General features: G+C 69.6%; 19 protein-coding genes. 8 read left to right on the forward strand and 11 right to left on the reverse strand.

All coding sequences use genetic code 11. From position 1 onward, the window contains the following. The first annotated feature begins 90 nt into the window (after positions 1–90). Positions 91–693, forward strand: coding sequence for an ATP-binding protein (locus ACQP0P_RS11865; protein ID WP_433374849.1), 603 nt, complete (start codon positions 91–93; stop codon positions 691–693). Between the two features lie 143 nt (positions 694–836). Here ACQP0P_RS11865 and ACQP0P_RS11870 read toward each other — a convergent pair whose 3' ends face one another. The 3 genes from ACQP0P_RS11870 to ACQP0P_RS11880 form a co-directional block, all read right to left on the reverse strand. Further along, complete coding sequence (locus ACQP0P_RS11870) at positions 837–1,571, reverse strand: pirin family protein (RefSeq protein WP_433374851.1); 735 nt, start codon at positions 1,569–1,571, stop codon at positions 837–839. Positions 1,572–1,830: 259 nt separating this feature from the next. Next, positions 1,831–2,475 carry a hypothetical protein gene (locus ACQP0P_RS11875; RefSeq protein ID WP_433374854.1) on the reverse strand — a complete coding sequence of 215 codons (645 nt, stop codon included), beginning with the start codon at positions 2,473–2,475 and terminating at the stop codon, positions 1,831–1,833. Positions 2,476–2,749: 274 nt separating this feature from the next. Then, on the reverse strand, positions 2,750–2,944 hold the full coding sequence (locus ACQP0P_RS11880; protein WP_433374857.1) for an ATP-binding protein: 195 nt from the start codon (positions 2,942–2,944) through the stop codon (positions 2,750–2,752). Between the two features lie 10 nt (positions 2,945–2,954). Between ACQP0P_RS11880 and ACQP0P_RS11885 the strand changes: the two genes are divergently transcribed. The 3 genes from ACQP0P_RS11885 (at position 2,955) to ACQP0P_RS11895 (ending at position 5,534) form a co-directional block, all read left to right on the forward strand. Further along, a complete protein-coding gene (locus ACQP0P_RS11885) occupies positions 2,955–3,353 on the forward strand; it encodes a DUF5753 domain-containing protein (RefSeq protein ID WP_433374860.1) in 399 nt (132 codons plus the stop codon). Between the two features lie 23 nt (positions 3,354–3,376). After that, positions 3,377–3,682 (forward strand): DUF397 domain-containing protein, encoded by a 306-nt coding sequence (locus ACQP0P_RS11890; RefSeq protein WP_433374862.1) that lies wholly within the window; start codon positions 3,377–3,379, stop codon positions 3,680–3,682. A 748-nt stretch (positions 3,683–4,430) separates the two neighbouring features. Beyond that, positions 4,431–5,534, forward strand: coding sequence for an acyltransferase family protein (locus ACQP0P_RS11895; protein ID WP_433374865.1), 1,104 nt, complete (start codon positions 4,431–4,433; stop codon positions 5,532–5,534). A gap of 20 nt (positions 5,535–5,554) precedes the next feature. On the opposite strand, the gene ACQP0P_RS11900 is transcribed toward ACQP0P_RS11895, so the two are convergent. Then, entirely contained in the window at positions 5,555–6,811 is a 1,257-nt protein-coding gene (locus tag ACQP0P_RS11900; RefSeq protein ID WP_433374868.1) for a substrate-binding domain-containing protein, read from the reverse strand. A gap of 54 nt (positions 6,812–6,865) precedes the next feature. On the opposite strand from ACQP0P_RS11900, the gene ACQP0P_RS11905 reads away from it, so the two are divergent. Both ACQP0P_RS11905 and ACQP0P_RS11910 read left to right on the forward strand, forming a co-directional pair. After that, a complete protein-coding gene (locus ACQP0P_RS11905; RefSeq protein ID WP_433374871.1) occupies positions 6,866–8,179 on the forward strand; it encodes an MFS transporter in 1,314 nt (437 codons plus the stop codon). 499 nt (positions 8,180–8,678) lie between these two features. Beyond that, complete coding sequence (locus tag ACQP0P_RS11910) at positions 8,679–9,896, forward strand: MFS transporter (protein WP_433374873.1); 1,218 nt, start codon at positions 8,679–8,681, stop codon at positions 9,894–9,896. 229 nt (positions 9,897–10,125) lie between these two features. Here ACQP0P_RS11910 and ACQP0P_RS11915 read toward each other — a convergent pair whose 3' ends face one another. The 4 genes from ACQP0P_RS11915 to ACQP0P_RS11930 form a co-directional block, all read right to left on the reverse strand. Beyond that, positions 10,126–11,058 (reverse strand): acyl-ACP desaturase, encoded by a 933-nt coding sequence (locus ACQP0P_RS11915; RefSeq protein WP_433374876.1) that lies wholly within the window; start codon positions 11,056–11,058, stop codon positions 10,126–10,128. Between the two features lie 122 nt (positions 11,059–11,180). Beyond that, positions 11,181–11,891, reverse strand: coding sequence for a DUF998 domain-containing protein (locus ACQP0P_RS11920; RefSeq protein WP_433374879.1), 711 nt, complete (start codon positions 11,889–11,891; stop codon positions 11,181–11,183). Positions 11,892–12,047: 156 nt separating this feature from the next. Beyond that, the gene (locus tag ACQP0P_RS11925; protein WP_433374882.1) at positions 12,048–13,286 is read right to left on the reverse strand and encodes a glycosyltransferase; all 1,239 of its coding nucleotides are present in this window, start codon (positions 13,284–13,286) and stop codon (positions 12,048–12,050) included. An 8-nt stretch (positions 13,287–13,294) separates the two neighbouring features. Further along, a complete protein-coding gene (locus tag ACQP0P_RS11930; protein ID WP_433374885.1) occupies positions 13,295–14,125 on the reverse strand; it encodes a DMT family transporter in 831 nt (276 codons plus the stop codon). A gap of 210 nt (positions 14,126–14,335) precedes the next feature. On the opposite strand from ACQP0P_RS11930, the gene ACQP0P_RS11935 reads away from it, so the two are divergent. Beyond that, positions 14,336–14,737, forward strand: coding sequence for a lipocalin-like domain-containing protein (locus ACQP0P_RS11935; RefSeq protein ID WP_433374888.1), 402 nt, complete (start codon positions 14,336–14,338; stop codon positions 14,735–14,737). A gap of 21 nt (positions 14,738–14,758) precedes the next feature. Here ACQP0P_RS11935 and ACQP0P_RS11940 read toward each other — a convergent pair whose 3' ends face one another. Further along, a complete protein-coding gene (locus ACQP0P_RS11940; RefSeq protein WP_433374890.1) occupies positions 14,759–15,388 on the reverse strand; it encodes a DedA family protein in 630 nt (209 codons plus the stop codon). Between the two features lie 297 nt (positions 15,389–15,685). After that, the gene (locus tag ACQP0P_RS11945; RefSeq protein ID WP_433374892.1) at positions 15,686–16,330 is read right to left on the reverse strand and encodes a VC0807 family protein; all 645 of its coding nucleotides are present in this window, start codon (positions 16,328–16,330) and stop codon (positions 15,686–15,688) included. Positions 16,331–16,624: 294 nt separating this feature from the next. On the opposite strand from ACQP0P_RS11945, the gene ACQP0P_RS11950 reads away from it, so the two are divergent. Next, on the forward strand, positions 16,625–16,972 hold the full coding sequence (locus ACQP0P_RS11950) for a luciferase family protein (protein WP_350924259.1): 348 nt from the start codon (positions 16,625–16,627) through the stop codon (positions 16,970–16,972). Here ACQP0P_RS11950 and leuE read toward each other — a convergent pair. Beyond that, entirely contained in the window at positions 16,953–17,606 is a 654-nt protein-coding gene (gene leuE / locus ACQP0P_RS11955; protein WP_433374895.1) for a leucine efflux protein LeuE, read from the reverse strand. The two genes, ACQP0P_RS11950 and leuE, sit on opposite strands and share 20 nt — an antisense overlap. Positions 17,607–18,123 lie beyond the last annotated feature (517 nt).

Genomic DNA, 18,123 nt, shown 5'->3' on the forward strand with positions numbered 1-18,123 from the left:
TTCACTTGATCTCATGGCTCGGGCGGGGCGTCCCCATCTGCGCCGGGGACGTACGACCGAATCTCCGTTGAACCTCCCTGGAGCCATCACATGACCGTGCTCCCCGTCGAACGGCCGGGACCGATGTACTCACCGTTTCACCCCGATCTGGGCGCCCCCGACGAGCTGTCCCTGGACGCCGCCGAGCTGCGGCTGGCGGCGCAGCCGACCGCCGCGTCCCAGGCCCGCGACTTCACCTGTACGCAGCTACGCAGGTGGGGCCTGCGGGAGCTTTCCGACGTCTGCGTGCTGGTCGTCTCGGAGATGACCACCAACGCGATCAAGGCCACCGCAGTCCCGCATGCCTCGGACGGCTACGCCTGCCCGCACCCTTCGGCCCCCTGCGCCTGTTCGCAGCTCGTCGGCCCGTACCCGATCGTGCTGCGGCTGCGCCTCACCACCGTGGGCCTGTTCGCGGAGGTCTGGGACAGCAGCGACGGCGAGCCTCAGATCACCGAGGCGGGGGAGGACGACGAGAGCGGCCGGGGCCTGCAGCTCGTCGGCGTCTGCACCGACGAGTGGGGCCACTACCGGTCACCGGCCGGGGGGAAGGTCGTCTTCGGCCGCTGGGCCCTGCCGTTCGCCCGGCACGGCATGGAGGCGGTGCCCCGGCAGTCGTCCGCGTACTCCAGGATCCGTACGGCGCGTACGTGATGCCTCCCGGGCAGGTGTGATGCCCCTCCGAGCGCCCCAGGAGCCCTTCGGTCGGACTGGAAGGCCCGACCTCGGTCATCGAGGGCACCGGGTCGCCCCGCGGCAACCCGGGCCGTACGGACGGACTCTCTGCGACGTGACGGTCAGTCGGCGATCGCGGCGTGCATCTCCCACACCAGGATCTCAGCGGGCTCGACGGCGGTCACCCGCTGCCCGCCGGTCGCGGTGAACCGTACGGCGTCGCCGGTGCCGAGGGTGCCCGCGCCTTCGAGGGTGACCGTGCCGCGCGGCACGAACAGGTGCAGGAACGGAGCCTCGGGCAGATTGACGCTCTGCTCTGGCCGCAGCCGAGCGGCGTAGAGCGCGGCGTACCGGTTCTTGATCCGGATGGCAGAGGCACCGTCGTGCTTGTCCATCCCGGACGCCACCGGCACCAGGCCGCCGGACAGCAGCTCGTTCTCGATTTCGAGTTGCTCGTAGCCGGGGGTGATCCCGGGCTCGTCGGGGACCACCCACATCTGGACGAAGTGCACCGGCTCGTCGTGGGCGGCGCCGCCACGCAGCCGCCAGGAGTCGTTCTTCTCCGAGTGCAGGATGCCGGTGCCCGCGCTCATCCGCTGCGCCAGGCCGGGGTAGATCACGCCGGAGTGGCCGGTCGAGTCCTGGTGGACCAGGGACCCCTCCATGACCCAGGTGACGATCTCCATGTCCTGGTGCGGATGGGTGTCGAAGCCGGTGCCGGGGAGCACATGGTCGTCGTTGTTGACCAGCAGCACGCCGTGGTGAGTGTTGCCGGGGTCGTAGTGACGGCTGCTTCCTGGAAGGTGAAGACGGTGCTGGTTACCTCGGCCCCGAAACCGGCGCGCTTCTTCCCACATGGGACGAGGCGCTCGACTGGGGCCGGGCATCGCGGGTGAGGTGGCGCGCAGACCACCTCCCGTCGCTGTCGCACGAGTCCGTGCAGCAGTGTGATCCACATCGCGTCCGCCTCGGGGGCCCGCCACCGGTCACTCTCGCTGATGGACGATTTTTCCGGTACGCGCTCCGTGCGGCGGATGAGTCTCAGCTCGCCCACCTGGCACAGCTCGTAGAGGGTCAGGCCGCAGTCACCAGGATCTCCCGAGGATGCCCCGGCCTTCAGGAGGGGAGGAATTCGGAGCGGGAGGGCCGCCAAGGCCTGAGCGTGCCCTGACCGGTCCGGTCATGTCGATCGGCTTCTTTCTGGGTCGTGTAGCCGTAGCCGTCCGCGCGTTGAAGGTGACGGACGTGCCGGTGGTTGATTCCGGCGACGCGACCGTGCCGGGTGGTGATGTCGAACGAGCCGGAGGAGCGGACCACGACTCGCCCGAGGTGAACCCCGGCCTTCTTGCCCGCCGGGACGTTTGCCCGGACCAGGTCGCCGGTTTGGAAGCCGTGATGCAGTTTGATCCGTGGCCGGACAAGGCGGGGGAATCCGTATCGGTCGGGGGTGGTGCGGGCGTAGGTGCCGCGACCGGTCGCCGTGACCACCAGGACCGTGGACGGCCAGGTGGTCACGGTGTCGAGGTGGCCGACGTGCAGCGCGTCCAACGTGTGGGACTTCGGTGCGCCGGTGCGGGAGCGCTTCCATGTGGTGCGCCCGCCGGAGGCGGTGTGAACGGGCAGGCCGGTGGCTTTCAGTGCCTGCCACAGTGCCCAGCGGGTGGTGTTGACGGCGGCGGCGTCGCGCAGCGGTGCTTTCGCCTGTTTGAGGATCTTCGCGAGGAGCGTGGGTCTGGTTTTCAGATCCTTGAATGCCCTCACTGGGCATCGCCCCTGCACCCTGGAGGTTGCGCTGGCCGTTCCAAGATGCCAGCGCAGGATGCGGCGCCGGTTTCAGGCGTCTTTCCGGCGGATGCGTCTTTTCATCGACTGGAGATTAGGCTTCAGGCAATCCAGCTTTCGCCATATCACGCGGGTCTCGCGGCGGCCCACATTTGACGCCTACGCTGTGTCCGCTGCTTTCGTTGACATGCTATTTTTCCCTTCGCCTTTCGGGTCCAGGTAAAGTCATCGACCCATGAACATTCCTCCAAGTTCATCCCGGCTTAGCCGGGGATATAACGGAGCGCCTCGCGGCGCACTGGAACCAGACCACCCGCCCGGCCGAGGTCTCGTACCAGCCCCAGTCCGAGGACAGTTGCTGAACCAGCCAGAGGCCGCGTCCACCGCCGCTGTCGGGGTCGGCGTCCGGGCAGATCCGGGGTCGCTGTCCGGTGGTCGAACGGCGCATTGAAGTCCGTATGGCCAGGCAATCGCTTCTCACCCAGGCCGAACCTCTTCGACTCTGGGCGATCCTCGACGAAGCCGCCGTCCACCGCAGCATCGGCGGACCTGAGGTGATGCGAGCACAGCTCAGACGGCTTCTTGAACTGGCAGATCTGCCCAACGTCACGATCCAGGTTCTGCCGTTCGCGGCCGGAGCGCACTCAGGCACGAGTGGCGCGTTTCAGATCATGGAGTTTCCCGAAGCCAGCGACCCGGATGTGGTGTTCTTGGAAAACCTAACGGACAGTCTCTATGTAGAACGGGAGGCGGAGGTTTACCGTTATACAGTGGCATTTGATCATCTTCGCGCCAAAGCGATAGATCCGGATGATTCCCGGTGTCTCATCGCGAAGACGGTCGTCGGGTTTGAATGATCGCCAGAGGAGGAGGTTCGCAGATGTCCACTCCGGATCCATCCGGCATTGCGTGGCGCAAGAGCTCGCTCAGCGGTGCCGGCCAGGATTGTGTCGAGGTTGGTGTCTGGATCAAGAGCACCCTAGGCGGAGGAAACGGCGGTAGCTGTGTGGAAGTCATGCTCGCCGACAACCCCCAATCCAAGGTCGAACGTATGGCAGGTACCGAGCGTCTTCTCCTGGTCCGCGACTCCAAGAACCCCGACGGTCCAGTGCTGTCCTTCCCCCCCAGGGAGTGGGGCGCTTTCCTCGCAAGTATCAAGGGCGGCCACCTCGCGGACCTTGCTTGACAACTTGAGTGGTCACTCCTCGCCGCTGCAATGAGACCGGCCTGGAGGGAATGAGACCGGCCCTGAGGCCGGATTGGCGCGGAAGGTCGGAGAGCCGGAGCGGTCCGAGCTGTATGCGGGGCATCGCGATGTTGCCCGCACCGCCGACCGGTTGATATCTGGCCTGCACCACCAGCGCCGTGTGCTTCCTGTCATCGCCGGGCGCGTCCAGTAGACGCGCCGAAAGACTCATGCTCACCGCGAACACCTCCTTGTGTTGCCTGACGGTGAGAAATCGATTGGAGAGAGTGGCAGGCGGGACCGACGGAATCGGACCCGCCTGTGATGTCGGTGGCTATGAAGTCGAACAGCCGGCTTGTGCGGGAGGGCATCGAGCCCAGCCGGTTCACCGGATGGGCTATACCCTTTCGGTTTATTTCGGTCCCGTCATCTGCGTATAACGGATATCCGAATATTGAGAATGATCAACCGGCGTACGAGGCGGGGATCGTAGCGCCCCCGGACAATGATCTAGTTTCGGATTTTGTGTCCATCCGATAATCGTCGTTAATGATGGCCAAATCCTTGAAACCTGTCGATTGTCGGCGCATCCCTGACGGATATGGCAAAGTGTTTTATCGATATCGGTAGGCGTGGGGGAACTGTCCGGAACGTGTCGGGTCCGGGGTTGCCCCTCGATTACCTGTACGGGGAGTCAACGTTTAGCGACCGAGGTAAAGTGAATCATTCCCCCTTTCGAAGCGCGGCTGTGGAGAGTGACAGTTCCTCCGGCCCGGTTTCGGAGACCGGGCGGCATCGCACCCCGCGGCGTGACCGGCTCTACGAAATCGACGCACTCCGTATCACCGCGGCCGTCTCGGTGGTGGTGTACCACTACGTCTTCTCCGCGTACGCGGGCGGCGTGAGCAAGGTCGGATTCCCCGTCGCGGATGAGATCGCCAGGTTCGGTTACCTGGGCGTGGACATGTTCTTCATGATCAGCGGTTTTGTCGTGCTGCTCAGCGCCTGGGACCGTCGTCCGGGAGCCTTTCTGGTATCCCGGATCGTCCGTCTCTATCCGGCCTTCTGGGTCGCGGTGACGATTACGGCGCTGGTCTCCGTCACGCTGGGTATGGGCGAGTACCCCGTCACGCTCGTGCAGTACCTCGCCAACCTGACGATGTTCAACTCGTTGCCCGACATCCCCAACGTCGACGTCGTCTACTGGACGCTGTGGGCCGAGATCAGGTTCTACGCGCTCATCTTCGTGCTCGCCTGGATCGGCATCACCCGAGGCCGGGTCATCGGGGTGCTGTGGGGCTGGCTGGCGCTGACCTTCCTGCTGCAGAGCGGGGTGCTTCCCGCCTCGGTCCACTCAGTGGCCGACCTGGTGGTGCAGTCGCAGTTCTCGCACTACTTCATCGCGGGCATGGCCCTGTGCATGGTCTACCGGTTCGGCCTGTCGGCGCAGCTCGCCGTGATCGTGCTGATCTCTTTCGGCAACGCCGTCTACCGGGGGATCGAGTTCGCCGGCAAGGTGGGCACCCGCTACCACACCGAGATCGAGAGCGTCGTCGTCGTCGCGATCATCGCCGCGATCTTCATCGTGCTGTTCCTTGTCTCGCTCCGCGTCACCCAGCGGCTCGGCCGTCCCTGGTTCGCCGTCGCCGGAGCCCTGACCTACCCGCTGTACCTGATCCACGCGCACGTCGGCTTCATCATCTTCGACCGGCTCGGCGGCAGCGTGCAGCGGCACGTGCTGCTGGTCGGCATGGTGGCGCTGATGTGCCTGGCGGCCTACGCCATCAACATCGCGGTCGAACGCCCGCTGGCACCCCTGCTGAAACGGCTCCTCACCCCGGTGGCTCGGTGACGCCGTGCCATGTCCGTCTTTCAGGGCCGCCGGGTGGAGGCGCGGCTGATCAGGTGCCAGGAGACGTCGGCGCCCTGGCCGGCGGGGGCGGGGTGGCCAAGGGCGGTGCGGGCGCAGCGGGCGCCCTGGTCGCGGAGGGACTGGGCGATCGTGGTGAGCCCGGCGGGGGTGGCCGCGTCGGAGTCGTCCCAGCCGCTGAGGGTGAGGTCGCCGGGGACGGTCCGGCCCAGCCGGGTGGCGGTGCGCAGTGCGCCGAGGGCCAATTCGTCGCTCATCGCGGCGATCGCGTCGCAGGCGTACGGGCCGGTGAGCAGTTCGGCCGCGAGGGCCTCGGCCTCGTGCGCGCTGTTGGTGGAGCAGACGGCGACCAGGACCTGTGACCAGTCGCCGCCGGTCTCGGTCCAGGCGTCGCGGTAGCCGCGCAGGCGCTGCCGGGTGACCCGGAAGGTCGAGGCGTCGGGGTCGATTCCCGGAGACGCGCTGCCCGGAGTGGTGTCGGGTGGCTCGGCGTTCGGGTCGAGGGCCGCGGGGACGGAAGCACGGACAGGATCGGAGGGCGCGGTGGCGGGAACGCGACCGTGATCTGGAGTAGGAGCACGCCCGAGATCGGGGAGGTCCGGGGCGGGGGTGATGCTCCCGGGGAGCGGGCCGGGACCGGCCGTACCGAAGGCGACCTGGGAGATCCGGCCGCGGTCGAGGGGGAAGCTCAGCACTCCCGGGCGCCGTGCCCCCGCGAAGACCTCGCGGCCCACGGTAGCGGCGGCGGCGCGGTCGTCCGCGGCCACGAAGAACAGGCCGTCGCGGTGGGGGCCGCCGTGGATCACGGTGGGCAGGCCGGTGGCGGTGATGGCGTCGATGACGGGATCGTCGTCGGTGGTCGTCCAGACCACGAAGGCGTCGACGGCGGCCTCGGTGACCCGGTTGACATCGGAGGGGGCTCCGGTGACCGGGACGAGCGTCAGCGCCATGCCGTGGTCGGCGCAGACCTGGGCGACGCCGGACAGGAAGCGGGTCGCCTGGGGGTCGTCGAAGGCGTAGGTGAGGTGCTCGCCGAGGACGACGCCCAGGTTGCCGGTGCGACCTCGGCGCAGTGACCGCGCGCCGGGGTGCGGCCCCGGGTAGCCGAGGCGTTCGGCGGCTTCGCGGACCCTGGCCCGCGCCTCGTCGGAGACCCGTCCCGGCTGGCCGTAGGCGTACGAGACGGTCATCACGGACACTCCTGCCGCGCGGGCGACCTCCGCCATGGTCACCCGGCGTCGCGCCGTCCGTCCGCTCATGGGCCGAGGATATCTGTGTATCGATACACAAGAGGTTTGTGTATCGTTACACACGTGTCAGTGAAGTGGGGCGGTGTCCGGCCGCGTACGGCCTATGCGGGCTTTGCCGCGTTCGGTGCTTTCTGGGGAGTGTGGGGTGCCTCGGTGCCCGCTATCCGTGCCCAGGCGGAGCTCAGCGACGGGGAGCTCGGTACGGCGCTGCTCTTCATCGGGGCGGGGGCGCTGCCCGCGATGCCGGTCACCGGCAGGGCGGTCGACCGCTGGGGGCTCCGGGTAGCCGCGCTGCTGCTGGTGACGCTCGGCGCGGTGGGGACGCTGGTGGCCGTGGCCGGACGCGACTTCTGGAGTCTGTCGGCGGGTCTGGCGCTGCTCGGCGCCTCCTCGGGCGCGGCGGACGTCGCGATCAACGCGGCGGCGGGCTCGGCGGAACGGGCGTCCGGCAGGCCGGTCATCACCCGCGCGCACGGTACCTTCTCCGCTCTGGTGGTGGTCGGCAGCCTCTCCACCGGGCTGCTCGGCGCCCTGGGAGCGCCGGTCGTCGTACCGTTCCTGCTGGTCACGGTCGCCACGACCGGCGCGGCGCTCAGCGTCGTCGCCGATGCGCGGGTCGCCCCGGTCGCGGCGGGGGCCGTCCGGGGCGGCGAGCGGCGCAGGGGGCCTGGTCGGCCGAAGTACGCGGTGAGCCAGGTAGGTGAGAGAAAGGGCAGTGGCCGGGCGGAGGTGGAGGTAAGCCGATCAGGCGGGGGAGGGGTGCGGCTGTTCCCGCTGCTCGTGGTCGGCGCTCTGGGCGCGCTGGCCTTCGCGGTGGAGAACGCCCATCAGAGCTGGGGCGCGGTCTACCTGGCGGACGTGGCCGACGCCGGTCCCGCGCTCGCCTCGGCCGGTCCGGCGGTCTTCGCCGCGGTCGTCGCCCTCACCCGCTTCGCCGCCGGCGCGTTCGGCTCCCGGTACGCCACGACCGTGCTGGTCTCCGGCGCCGTGACGGCCGCCGCCGGAACCCTGCTGGTGTCCGGCGCGCAGTCCGTCCCGGTGGTCCTGCTCGGGCTGGCCCTGGCCGCGGCCGGTACGGCGGTGCTCTTCCCCACGCTGATGGGCGTCGTCGCCGCCCAGGTCGGCGAGGCCACCAGGGGGAGGGCGACATCCGTGGTGGCCACCGTGGCCTACCTGGGCTTCCTCGCCGGTCCCGTCTATGTCGGGCGCTGGGCCGAGGCCACCGGCCTGTCAGGTGCGATGGTGGCCGTAGCCGCCCTGGCCGCCGCCCTCGCGGGCCTGTCCTGGCCCGCCCTGCGATCGGTCGTCCGCACCGGCTCCTCGTGGGACCCCGGTGACCTCCACCATGCGGAGAAGATCACCGGCCGCACCTCATGACAGCCCGGCCGCCGTGCCCCGCCTTCTGATCTGCCGAGCCTCAGACTTTCAATCTGCCGAACGGCAGGCTTTCGATCTGCCGAGATTTTGAGGCGGCCGGATGACGCTCGGGAACTCCACTCCGGCCCTGCCATCTGGGCATTCGACGGCATGAGATCGCATTCGGTTGTCTGTCTGCCGGAGCCTGGTCGCTCGTTCCCCGACCAGACTCCGCCCCGGCGTCGTCACCAGGTGGGCGGCTGAGCGACCCGCGATCTCGGCTGCGGAGCGGTCGAGGTCGGATGACGGACTGGAGGGTGCGGCGAGGGCTCGTGGTGCTCGGCCGAGCGGGGAGTGGGGCGGTTCGTGGCATAAGGTGGATGGCTGTTGCGTTCCACAGGGGCGCATGCAATGACCGCTCGGCGGCCGCGAGAGCGGTATCACCCCGGTCGAAGCCCACCACCCCCGGTGGGCTCCCGAGCCGGGCGGAGTCTCCGTCTGGATGTTGGACGGAGATCTGTTGAAGTCGTACCTCGCCGTGCTCGGTACGCCCGGAGCCTGGCGGTTCCTCGTCCCCGCGTTCGCCGCGCGCCTGCCGTACGCGATGCTCCAGCTCGGCGTCCTGCTGCTCGTGCAGTGGTCCACCGGCTCGTACGGCGTGGCGGGTGTCGCCGCTGCCGCCGCCGCGGTGGCGGCGGCGCTGGCCGGCCCGCAGAGCGGGCGGCTGGCCGACAGGTACGGTCAGCCGAAGGTACTGTTCCCGCAGGTCGCCCTGCATGCGGCCGCGCTGGGCACGCTGCTCGTGCTCGCCTCCGCCGGTGCCCCAGCCCCGGCGCTGGTGGTCGTCGCGGCACTGGCCGGTGCCACGGTGCCGCAGATCGGTTCGATGGTCCGGGCCCGCTGGGCGCACCTGCTCGGTGGCTCCGGCAGGCTCGACGTGGCCTTCGCCCTGGAGTCCATCACCGACGAGCTGACCTTCACCCTCGCCCCGGTGCTGCTGGTGGCCATCTCGACCGGGTTCTCGCCGGTCTGGGCGCTGCTGCTGGCACTGGTCATGATCGTGGCCGGGACGCTGCTGTTCGCCCTGGTCGGCAAGGGCGCTCCCGAGCCGATGCCGGTCCGGGTCCGGGCCCGGCGCGGGGTGCTCCGGCTGCGGGGGGTGGCCGTGCTCGCGGGTGCCTTCGTCGCCATCGGTACCGTCTTCGGCAGCCTCCAGGTCGGCATCACCTCCTACACCGCCGCACTCGGCCAGGCCGGAACGGCGGGGGCGATCTACGCGACCTTCTCGGGGGCCAGCTTCGTCGGCGGCATTCTCTACGGCGTCGTCCGCTGGCGGGCGGGTGCCCCGATCCGTCTCGTGGCGGGCGTCGGACTGCTCTCCGCCGCCACCGCCGTCCTGACGTTCGCCACGTCCATCCCCATGCTGTACGGCGGGGCGGCCCTGGCCGGGTTCGTCATCGCCCCCGCGCTGATCACCGGCTACACGCTGGTCGAGACGCTGGTGCCCGGCGAGGTCAGGACCGAGGCGTTCACCTGGCTCACCGGCGCGATCGGCCTGGGCATCGCGTCCGGTGCCGCCGTGGCCGGTCAGCTCGTGGACCGCTTCGGCGAGACCCTGGCCTTCCTGGTCCCGCCGATCACCACCGGCCTGGCGGCCGTGCTGGTTTTGATCTTCCTCCGGACCCTGAGGCCCACCGTTCAACACTCACAGCCCTGCGAGCTGGCCCCGGCCGCCTGAGGCATACCCGGCTCTCCGCCTACTGCGAGGGCCCGGGATGGACGGCGATCACCCTGTCCTCGCGCCAGGGAGGACACGTCCAAGCGGACACGCGATGATCGTCCGATCAGTCATGGGCGGCCTGATCGGAGTATGTCCGAGCCGGTCAACCCGCTCGGAGCGACTGCGGCTCCGATGCGAATCGCGGAGAGGGACCGTGTCGGGACGGTCCCTCCGGCGATGAGGCGGGTCAGGCGCTTGCGGCCTGGCGGGCGCGGCGGGCCTCACGGCGCTCGACGAAGCGGGAGGCGGTGGTCTCCAGACGGTCGAGGAACTCGGCGAGCTCCTCGCGGGCCTTCTCACCCTCGGCGCCGAAGTCCTTCATGTTGAACACGTCCCACTGACGCAGGACCGGCTGCAGCACGTCGTCCATGTGCAGGCGCAGGTCGTAGATCCCGGCGTTGGCGATGGTCATGGCCTTGCGGGTGAAGCCCTCGATGCCGGTGCCGGGCATCTGGAAGGTGGTGACGACGTCGGTCACGGCGCGCATGGTCTGGTCGGGGGCGAGCTGGAAGGCCGCGTTGAGCAGGTTCCGGTAGAAGAGCATGTGCAGGTTCTCGTCGGCGGCGATCCTGGCGAGCAGGCGCTCGCAGTTCGGGTCCAGGGAGGCCTTGCCGGTGTTGCGGTGCGAGATGCGGGTGGCCAGTTCCTGGAAGGAGACGTAGGCGACCGAGGCGAGCACGCCCTCGTAGGAGTTGGTGAAGCCCTCGCTCATGTGCGTCATCCGGGCCCGCTCCAGCGCGACCGGGTCGACCGCGCGGGTGACCGTCAGGTAGTCGCGGATGGCGGTGCCGTGGCGGCCCTCCTCGGCGGTCCAGCGGTGCACCCAGGTGCCCCACGCCGCGTCGCGGCCCAGGGTTGTGGCGATCTCATGGTGGTAGCTGGGGAGGTTGTCCTCGGTCAGCAGGTTGACGATGAGGGAGATCCGGGCCTCTTCGGGGATCTTGGTGTCGGACTCGTCCCAGGCGTCCCCGTCGAAGAGGCCGTCGTAGTTCCGGCCTTCCGACCAGGGGACGTACTCGTGTGGGAACCACTCCTTGGCCATCTTGTGGTGTCGGTCCAGCTCTCCCGCGACGACGGGCTCAAGCTCGAGCAGCAGCTCGGTCTCACTGAACTTTCGCATCAGGCCTCTCCCTCAAAGACTACGCAACCGTAACCTACGTTAGCGTAGGTAAGACCTTGCCTGGTACGTGTGACACGTCTCATTTGCTCGCCGGTAAGCGAGCGGAGGGGATGGCCTCGTTGTCAGCCGAGACCTATCGGCTGGTGAGGGCGTCGGGCGTGGTCTGGGCCGGGCTGGATGGGGACCGTCACCCCCCGGTCGTTCCCGAGACGACCGGTCGCGCCGTCGCCGTCCCGGTGGCCTGACCACAGGGCGGCGAGGAGGACCAGTGTCATCTCGGAGAGCAGCAGCAGACGCTGCGCCAGGCCGTAGTGGTCGGGGCCGCCGATCAGGTCCGAGATCAGCGAGCCCGGGTGGGCGGCCAGGAACCAGGCCAGCAGGGCCACGGACAGGACGGCTGACCCCGCCAGTGCCCGGCTCCCGGACCGGCGGCCGAGCAGCCACCCCGCGCAGGGCAGCGCGGTGAAGACAACGGCCGCCGACCAGCGGTGGATCTCCCCGCCGATCGAGGTGACACCGGGCGCCGCGTCGGTGGGGAAGGTGGCGGTGAGCAGGAGTCCCAGTGCCGAGGCGACGAACAGCGCGCGCGCCGCGGCGCCGCGCACCGGGTCCACCCTGGCCAGCAGGTACGCGACCCAGAGGCAGCCCATGGCCAGGGCGATCGTGCCGCCGGTCATCGCCCAGGCGCTGTCACCGCGCAGCGCGTACTCGCTGACCAGGCCGTTCAAGGGGCTCACCGCGCCCGCCGAGGTCAGGTGCGCGTAGCCCATCGCGGCCAGGGCGAGCAGCGGCCCGGCCACTCCCGGCAGCCGGGACGGCAGGTCCTTGGTCATCACGCCGCCTTCCGGTGAATCGCTGTGGAGTTCATCGCCCCGCCTCCCGGTGAATCGTCTCGGGGTTCATTGCATCGCCTCCGGCGCTTCGCCCCGGAGTTCCCCGCGCCATGTCCTGGTAGATCACCGTGGAGTCCGGCGCTCCGCCCCGCGGGGTCACCGCGCCACCTCCCGGTAGATCGCCTCGAACCTGGTCAGGGAGGCCTGGTGGTCGTGGGTCAGCGCGATGGCGCGGCTCGCGGTGCCCATCGAGGCACGCAGCCCGGGGGAGGCGAGCAGGGCACTCAGGTGCCACGCCAGCTCCTGGACATCGCCCGGTGAGAACAGGGCGCCGTTCTCGCCGGGCCGTACCAGGTGCGGCAGGGCCATCGCGTCGGCGGCGACGACCGGCAGGCCGGTGGCCATGGCCTCCAGCGTGGCGATGCTCTGCAGCTCCGCGACGCCCGGCATGGCGAAGACATCGGCGGCGGCGTACGCCTGGGGCAGAGTCTCGTCCGGTACGAATCCGAGGAAGGTCACCCTGTCGCCGACTCCGATCCGGTCGGCCAGCCTGGCCAGTGCGGCCCGTTGCCCGCCGGTGCCGACCAGCGCGATCTGCGCGTCGGCGTTGTTGAGCACGTGCGGCAGGGCGCGGATGAGCTCGTCCAGCCGCTTCTCCTCGTCCAGCCGGCCGACGAACAGGATCGTGTCCCGGTCGGGCAGGCCGAAGGCCCCGCGCGCCCACGCCTTCGGCTCGGCGCGCGGCTGGAACCTCGCCAGGTCGATGCCGCAGGAGACGGGCTCCACCGGCGGGCCGAAGCCCTTCGCGGTGAGCAGTCCCGCCGCGATTCTGGTGGGCGTGGTGACCCGGTCCGCCCGGGAGAAGACCCGGTTGAAGTCCTTCCAGGCCAGCGTGCCCGCCCTGGTGCGGAGCCGTTCGGGGATGTGCGCGAACTGGAAGAGGTTGTCCGGCATGAAGTGGTTGGTCGCCACGACGGGGATGCCGGCACGCCGGGAGGCGGAGATCGCCGCGCGGCCGACGACGAAGTGCCCCTGGGTGTGGACCACGTCAGGGGAGATCTCATCGACGAGCCGGTCCAGCCGGGTCGGCACCGAGACGCGCATGGTCGGGTGGACCAGCACCGGCGCCGAGCGCAGCCGGTGCACGGTCACTCCCTCCACCTGCTCGGTCCTGGCCGGGCCGGTGTCCGAGGCGCACACCACGTGGACCTCGTTGTCCCGCTCGGCCAGGCCCTGGGCCAGCCGGTGCGTGAAGTAGGCGGCGCCGTTCACGTCCGGGGGGTAGGTGTCGGTGGCGATCAGCACCCGGCGAGGCCGGGTGGGAAGGATGGCGGGGGCCCGCGCGGGGATCGGCAGGGCGGTGGCGGACGGCATGGCCATCAGGACTCCGTTCATCGTGCTGTTCATCGTGCTGTCGCGTCGGGCGACGGGGACATCGGGGTGGTACGGGCCAGCGAGACGGTTCCGGCGGCGGTGAGCGCCGCCGCCGCCAGCGCGGTGAGCACCGCCGGCACGCCGGTCGGCAGCGGTTCACCGAGCAGGAGAGCGCCGAAGACGACGGCGGTGAGGGGGTCGGACACCTGGAGGGCGGCGAAGGCGACGCCGAAGTGGCCGACGGCGTAGGCGCGCTGGAGCAGGGCCAGTGCGATCAGAGCGGGCACCGGGACGGCGAGCAGGAACCAGAACTCCCCGTCCCCGTCGACCAGGACCCGGGTGAGCGTGGCGGTCGCGCCGTACAGCACGCCCGCGCCCATGGCGAGCAGGCAGGCTCTCGCGGCGGGGGAGGCGTGCCTGGCGGCGGTCCACAGTGCCAGGGAGGCGGTGGCCGCCCCCGCGAGCAGGGCCACCGCCTCCCCGGCGCCAAGGTGTGGGTCGCCGCTCTGGTCGGGCACGACCAGCACCAGGCCGATCAGCCCGATCGAGATCACCGCGGCGGCGGCCAGCTCGCCCGGCCGCGGTCTGCGACGTCGCAGCGCGGCGGCGCAGGGCAGAGCGAACAGCAGGCTGGCCACGCCCATCGGCTGCACCACGGTGAGCGGGCCGTACTTCAGCGCGACGACGTGCAGGGCCGTGCCCGCCGCGATGGCCAGGCCGCCGAGCAGCCACCTGGGGCGCCGGACAAGGCGCCTCAGCACGGCGCGGGAGGTGCTCGACGCCTCGAACTGCTGCAGCGCGGCGCCGAGTGCGAAGAACAGGGAGCCCAGCAACGCCAGGCCTGCCGCCAGCACGGTCATGCGCACTCCTCCCAACCAGATGAAGCCATGGCGAGATGACCGGATCGCCTCGGGAAGGCGTCCGGTGGGGGTCTCGCGATGAACAGTGGAAGCGTCCCCTGGCGGGAGGTGCCGGAGCCATCGGGGTTGACCCTGACTTCACAGGGAATTCCCCGAGATTCACATCGGGGCTGTTGACTGACTGGCTTCTCTTATCATAGTTTCGCGGGCATGGATCTCGTGGGCGCCTGGCGCCTGGTCGAGTGGCGGATCGTCAGCGCCGGGGGAAGGGTTTCGCACCCCTTCGGCACCGACGCGGTGGGGCTGCTCTGCTACACCCCCGACGGCCACATGAGCGCGACCATCGCGCGCGCCGGGCGATCCCCGCTACCCGGTGCCAGCCCGCGGAAGGCGCCCCCGGAGGCGCTGGCCGGGGCGTTCACCTCGTTCTTCGCCTACGCGGGCCGCTACGAGATCCGCGACGGGCATGTCGCCCACGACGTCGAGCTGTCGCTCAACCCGGCCTTCGTCGGCACCGTCCAGATCCGCGAGCTGAACGCCGACGGCGACCGTCTGGTGCTGGCGGCGGAGGAGGACGGCCGGTGGCACACCCTGATCTGGAAGCGATCATGAACGCCGCCGCTCCCTTCGCCGTCAGTCGCCGGAGGTGACCAGGCTCGCCTGCGGTGCCGCCGGGACCCGGCGCCGGCGCAGGTAACGGACGGCCTCGACCACGGCGGTGATCGTCACGGCGATCCCGAGACCGAGCAGCAGGCCCTTGACCGGGTCGTTCTCGAAGGCCGCGCCGCCCACGTAGCCGATCAGTCCCGAGTAGAGCGCCCAGGACAGCGCGGCCACCGCGTCGAAGAGGGCGAACGAGCGCCGCGGGTAGGCGACCGCGCCCATCGTGAGGGTGCAGGCGGTCCGGCCACCCGGGATGTAGCGGGCCACCACGAGGATCAGCCCGCCCCGTTCCGCCAGCGCCCGTTCCGCCCAGGCGAACGTCTTGCGGCTGCGCCTGCCGTTGCGCAGCCGGTCGTCGGCGCCGCGCCCGATGGCGTACGAGACGTGGTCGCCCGCGAACGCGCCCAGCACGGCCGCCGCGATGACCAGCGGCAGGTCGGGCGCGCCGGTGGCGGCGGCGAACACCCCGGCGGTGATGACCGACGTCTCCGCCGGCACCACGGGGAAGAACCCGTCGAGTAACGCCAGCGCGAACAGCGCCGGATAGATCCAGGGAGATGCCATCGCGTCGTGCAGGGTGTCAAGGATCGCCTGTGTCACACCGGGCTCCAGTCGGGGGTGGGGGTGTCTCGCACGGAACGCTGACACCCCTGGTGATCCCCGGGTATCCGGGAGAACCCCCGAGGTCTCCGGTCATGTCCCTGAGATCACCACGAGATCCGTCCCACCGACCCTAGGAACCGGGCGGGGCCCGCCACATCCTCCGAACGGCCCCCACCACCTCCGACTTCCGTCAGGGAGGGGGCTCCGTGTACGGAGGGGGATGCGCAGTTGAGCTGCCAGATGGCGAACCTCCCCGTCCTCTTTTCGTGCGTCCACCGCACGGCGGTTGCCCCGCTAGGCGGGCGGGACGGCGAGGGGGTCGTAGTGCAGGCGGCGTAGCACCCGGCGGAAGGCGTACAGCGAGAAGGCCACGGCCAGGCCGCTGATCACGGCCACGGTCGAGGTACGGACCAGCAGGTAGGTACCGATCGACTCGTGAAGCAGCAGCCAGATGCTCACCGCGGAGTTGGCCAGCAGCACGAAGGCCCACAGCAGGGTGATACGGGCGAAGAACCGGCGGACCCGCTCGTGTTTCAGCACCGCCGACGGCAGGTGGATGTAGTCGAGGGTCAGCCGTTGCACCAGTGGGCGGTTGAGCCGGACCGAGGCGAGGAAGACCATGCTGATGCAGATCGTCCCCAGTTCGGGCTGGAGGAAGTAGAGCACCGCGCTCCCGGTCCAGAACCCCAGCAGCGCCCGGACGGTGATCGCGATGACGGCGAGGATCATCGTCCCGGGCACCGGAATCCGCCGGACCAGCCGCCACCCCACTCCCGCGTACACCCAGGTGACCGCCGCGACCAGCGCGCCCCGCAGGCCGAGGACGGCCAGCGCGGCGTAGAAGACGGCCAGGGGGGCGACGACGCCCTCAAGCAGTCTCGGCGCCGCCTGTCTGGCCAGGGCGGCGAGGCGGGGGAGGACGATGGGCTGATGGCTCATGACGCTCCACGGGCTGGTGCGGTGGTGGGCGCTGGATGTTCGCGCCTACCCCGGCACGCCGTATGCATGCCGGCCATGTCGAGGGCGATCGCGGAGACTGCCGTCTCCGGCTGTTCACCGGCCACTCACCGTATCTGACCGAGGTCCACCATCTCGCGAAAACCGCTTCTTACCATCTCAATCGGGTGCGAGGGAGGTGTGAATTATTACGATTAATGAAGAGGATCACTTACCCGGTAACGGTTGAGAAACGGAAGCTTTCCCGATTGGGTCCGGTCCGCGACCATGGGAGACATGGCAGTGCTGAGCACGCGCGCGTCCAGCCGTTCCACCGAGGGCGTTGCGAATGTGGCGGCCCAGCTCATCGGCTGGCCCGACCTGGCGCTGAAACGCACCCGCAGGGGGCTGGGATTTCGCTCCGGCGGCCGGGAGATCGTCAGAATGTCCGGCGATCACACCGCGGAACTGCTCCTCACCACCGACGTGATCGACCGGTGGGCCCGGGTGCTCACCGACTGCCGGCGGGTCACTCCCGGCGCGGACGCCGGGTGGGTGGCCATGACCATCGAGGGGCGGGCCGACGCCGAGTTGTTCCTCTCGCTGGTCAGCGTCGCGATCAAGGTCAACCAAGGGTCGCGGTAGCCAGCCGCACGCCGAAGCCGATGAAGAGCGCGCCCACGCCCGTCCGCAGCGCCGTCGACACGCCGCGGCGGGCCCGGAACTGGCCGGCCAGGAACGTGCCACCGAAGATCAGCGCCGACAGGTAGAGCACGCTGAACAACTGGCAGATCGCGCCCAGGATCAGAAACGACAGCGCGGGGGTGCCGTAGGCGGGGTCCACGAACTGGATGAAGAACGAGATGAAGAACAGGATCGCCTTCGGGTTCATCAGGCTGATGACCAGGGCCTTGCGAAAGGGGCTCTCCGCGATCCGCTCCGCCACGGGGGCCGTGGCCCGCGCGGCCTCGGGAGAGTGCCACGAGCGCCAGGCCCCCCGCAGCATCTGGAACCCGATCCAGGCCAGGTAACCCGCCCCGGCGTACTTGACGACGTTGAACAGGATCGGCGTCGACTTCAGCAGCGACGCGACCCCCGCCGCGGCGAGCACCATCAGGACGGTGTCGCCGAGGAAGACCCCCATGACCCCTCGGTACCCCTGGCGTACCCCGCGCTGGGCGGCGGTGCTCAGTACGTACAGCGAGTTCGGGCCGGGCAGCAGGATGATGAAGAAGGCGCCGGCCACGTAGGTCCAGATGTCGGTGATGCCAAAGAACATGGTGGTGCTCCAGGGGGCGTTACGGGATGCATCGTTACCGTACCGCCGGAAGCGTGCTCACCGGCTCACAGGTCCGATGGTCAACGGGCGAGCTCGCCGTCGGCCTGGAGTTCCGGGTGGCCTCGCTCGGGGAGGCCGGGGTATTCGCCGCCACGACCCTGCCATGTGACCCTGGTCAACGTGGTGGTCGCCCTCGGGGCGGCGCTTCTGCTCCTCAGTGGTTTCGACGTCGGGTGAGCGCGCGTCCGGTGCGGTTCGCCGCACCGGATGCCTGCGTCGTGCCGGGGAACGGTCGACACGGTTTTGGAACGTTCCTGTCCAGCAGGGCGGAGACTACCGTTTTTGGGCCTTGTGGCAGGACCCTGTCAAGGCTACGATCACGACAACTCTTAGGAAACTTTCCTAAAAGAAGTGCCGAATGGGGGTGCCCTTGGCTCGTGCGCCCCCTGTGAACAGATCATGAGCTGCGAAAACCCGGCGGCGCGAGCCGCCGCAACCGAAGGTCCGACCGTCCGGA

The organism is Streptosporangium sp. CA-115845, assembly GCF_050943795.1.
In the GTDB taxonomy this organism is placed as follows: domain Bacteria; phylum Actinomycetota; class Actinomycetes; order Streptosporangiales; family Streptosporangiaceae; genus Streptosporangium.